A 3,229-nucleotide genomic window follows, 5' to 3' on the forward strand; every position below is an offset into this window, starting at 1 on the left:
GGCTGTCGCTATCTGACCTTGATGACCACCTTGCCCTTGGCGCGTCCCGTTTCGACGTAGGCCAGGGCCTCGTTGGTCGCTTCGAAGGGAAAGACCCGATCGACAACCGGGCGGATCGCGCCGGACTCGATGAGGGCGGTGATCTTGCCCAACTGGTCGCCCTGCGCCCACATGAACAGGAACGAGAAGCTCACGCCACGGCGCCTGGCTTTGGACCGAATGGCGCGGCTAAGAAGGCGCAGGAGCGTCCTCAGCACCAGGTTCAACCCCTTTTCCCTGGCGAATTCGGGATCCGGCGGGCCGGAGATCGAGATGAGCTTGCCGCCGGGTTTGAGCACAGTGAGCGACTTTTCGAGTGTTTGGGCGTCCTGGCTGTTCACGACGATATCGTAGCCCGACAGGATATTTTCGAAGTCGTCTTTCCGGTAGTCGACGACGACATCGGCGCCGAGGCCCTTGACCAGAGCAGCGCTTGTTGCGCTCGCCGTCGTCGCAACGGTCGCGCCGAGATGCTTTGCCAGCTGGATCGCGAATATGCCGACGCCGCCGGAGCCGGCCTGGATGAAGACCTTCTGTCCTTTGCTCAGCTTTGCCCTTTCAACGAGCACCTGCCAGGCGGTCAGACCGACCAGGGGGATCGAGGCCGCCTCCTCCATGCTGAGATTGCTGGGCTTCAGGGCGACGTCGGCTTCATCGATGGCGATGAACTCGGCGAATGCCCCGATCCGGCCATCGCGCGGCCGCGCATAGACCTCGTCGCCGGGTTTGAACCTGCGAACTTTCGATCCCACGCGGATGACCTTGCCGGCCACGTCGTGGCCGAGGATGAAGGGCCGGCTATAGGGCAGGATGAGCTTGAACTCTCCGGTCCTGACCTTGGAATCGAGAAGGTTCACCGCCGCCGCATGGATCTCGACCAGGACATCGCTGTCCCCGAGCTTCGGCTCCGGCATCTCGGCCAGCCGCAGGATGCCCTTCTTGTTATACTTGTCGACTACGAATGCCTTCATGGCAGAAACTTCCTGAAAGTGGTTTTGGTCTGCCGCACGGCGAGAACCCCCCTGCCCTGCGCCTGTTCAGACCGGCAAGCGGAACTGCTTGCGCAAGCTCTTGTCGAACATCCCGGCGGGGACAAAGCGGCGCAGCATGCTGACCTGCCGCGCGGCCTTGCCGGCGGTGTAGCGCCGCCGCGGACGGGCATCGGTCGCGGCCTTGACGACCACATCCGCCACCACTTCCGGCCGGTCGGCCTTCGGCATCACATCGCGAAGCAGGGCGTCGACCCCGGCGCGCGCCCGATCATATTCCTGCAACGGGGAATCCGGCTCGATCCCGTTCTGGTCGAAGACGGTGCGCACGAATGCCGGCTCGATGACGGAGACGCGAATGTTGAAGGCACGAACCTCGTGATCGAGCGATTCCGAATAGCCCTCGATCGCGTGCTTGGCCGCCGAATAGTGGGCCGAATACGGCGCCGGCACGAGACCCAATATCGAGCCGATGTTGATGATGCGCCCTTCGCCATGCCGCCGCATCGACGGCAATACCGCGTTGGTCATGCGCACGACGCCAAACAGATTGACGTCGAACAAGCCCTGTACCTGCGCGATCGAGAATTCCTCGGCGCCGCCAAGCATGCCGACGCCGGCATTATTGACCAGCACGTCGATCCGGCCGGTGCGCGAGAGCACCGTCGATACGAGCGCCGCGACGGCATCGCCGTCGGTCACGTCGCAGGCCAGCATGGTCACCCCTTCCGGGCCGTTGCCGGCCGCGCGGCGGCTCGTCCCGAAAACGGTGAACCCCGCCCGGGCCAAGGCCTCGGCGCTGGCCCGGCCGATGCCCGACGAGGCTCCGGTCACGATAGCGGTCTTTCCGGAATTCGCGCTCATGTCACACTCCAAGATCACCAAGGCCGGCTCTTTCCAGCCCATTAAATTACGAGTATAATATCACATTATGATCATAATGCAATAGCCGAAAGGACGTGCAGCCATGCGCTATGAAAAGGGCCGGAAGGACGCCTCACGCGGCCGGATCATGGAAGTCGCCGCCGAACGCTTTCGAGGCGACGGCATCGCTGCGTCCGGGCTGGCTACCATCATGAGCGATGCCGGGCTGACGAACGGGGCCTTCTATCCGCACTTCCAGTCGAAGGCCGAGCTTGTCCGCGAAAGCGTGGCGGCGGCCCTGGATGCCCAGTCGCAGCAAATGCAGGAGGTGTTGGCCGCGGGCGGTCCGGAAATGGCCATAGACGCGTATCTGTCGGCCGCGCACCGGGACAATCCGGAAAAGGGTTGCGCCTCCGCCGCGCTGCTGCCCGAGATCGCGCGCCAGCCGCCTGAAACGCGCGAAGTCTATACCGAACACTTCCTGTCCCTGGTGCGCCAGGTGTCCGCCGCTTTGCCGCCGGGCAAGGATCAGGAAGGCGCGGCGCTGGGCGTATTTGCGACGCTCATCGGCGCGCTGCAACTGGCCCGCGCCGTCGAAGGCACGGAGTTGTCGGATCGCATCCTTTCGGCGGGGGCGGATGCGGCGCGGGCACTGCTCCGGCAGCGTTAGACCGCCGTCAGCCGAGCGCGATCCAGGCGGTCTTCAGGTCGGTGTATTTCTCGATGGCGTGTAGCGACTTGTCGCGGCCGAAGCCGGACTGCTTGACGCCGCCGAGCGGCACGGTGATGTCGGCGCCGCCATAGGTGTTGACATGGACGACGCCGGCATTGATGGCGCGCACCATGCGGTGCGCGGTCGACAGGTTCGAGGTCCACACAGCGGAAGCCAGCCCGTAGACAGTGGAATTGGCAAGGCTCACGGCCTCCTCCTCGGTGTCGAAGCGCATGACGCCGAGCACGGGGCCGAACACCTCCTCGCGGGCGAGCTGCATGTCCCGCGTCACGTTCTCGAAGATGGTCGGCGCCATGTAGCTGCCGCCGGTCTCGGTCAGGATGCGCTCGCCGCCGGTGACGAGGCGGGCGCCCTCCTCCGCCGCCTTGGTGACGAAACCGAGGTTCTTGTCGAGTTGCTCTGCGCTCGACACCGCGCCGATATCGCTCCCGAGATCGAGCGGATCGCCGACTTTCAGCTTCGTGGTCGCCTTGAGGAGCTCGTCCATGAAGCGGTCGTAGATCGACGCCTGGACGAGCAGGCGGGAACCGGCGACGCAGACCTGCCCGGAATTGCGGAAGATGCCATTGGCCGACACGACGGCCGCTTGTCTGAGGTCCGGCGC

Annotated in this window: 4 protein-coding genes; 1 reads left to right on the forward strand and 3 read right to left on the reverse strand. The window is 64.7% G+C overall.

Annotated features, from left to right (window positions below; translation table 11 throughout):
* Window positions 1-8: 8 nt before the first annotated feature.
* Complete coding sequence (locus EN742_RS29195; RefSeq protein ID WP_127406928.1) at window positions 9-1,010, reverse strand: NADP-dependent oxidoreductase; 1,002 nt, start codon at window positions 1,008-1,010, stop codon at window positions 9-11.
* Window positions 1,011-1,076: 66 nt separating this feature from the next.
* On the reverse strand, window positions 1,077-1,892 hold the full coding sequence (locus tag EN742_RS29200) for an oxidoreductase (protein WP_127406929.1): 816 nt from the start codon (window positions 1,890-1,892) through the stop codon (window positions 1,077-1,079).
* A gap of 103 nt (window positions 1,893-1,995) precedes the next feature.
* On the opposite strand from EN742_RS29200, the gene EN742_RS29205 reads away from it, so the two are divergent.
* Window positions 1,996-2,562, forward strand: a complete 567-nt coding sequence (locus tag EN742_RS29205) for a TetR/AcrR family transcriptional regulator (RefSeq protein WP_127406930.1) — start codon at window positions 1,996-1,998, stop codon at window positions 2,560-2,562.
* Between the two features lie 7 nt (window positions 2,563-2,569).
* On the opposite strand, the gene EN742_RS29210 is transcribed toward EN742_RS29205, so the two are convergent.
* A partial coding sequence (locus tag EN742_RS29210) for an aldehyde dehydrogenase family protein (protein WP_128333574.1) occupies window positions 2,570-3,229 on the reverse strand: 660 nt, incomplete at its 5' end.

It is taken from the genome of Mesorhizobium sp. M4A.F.Ca.ET.020.02.1.1 (assembly GCF_004022645.1).
Taxonomy (GTDB): Bacteria; Pseudomonadota; Alphaproteobacteria; order Rhizobiales; family Rhizobiaceae; genus Mesorhizobium.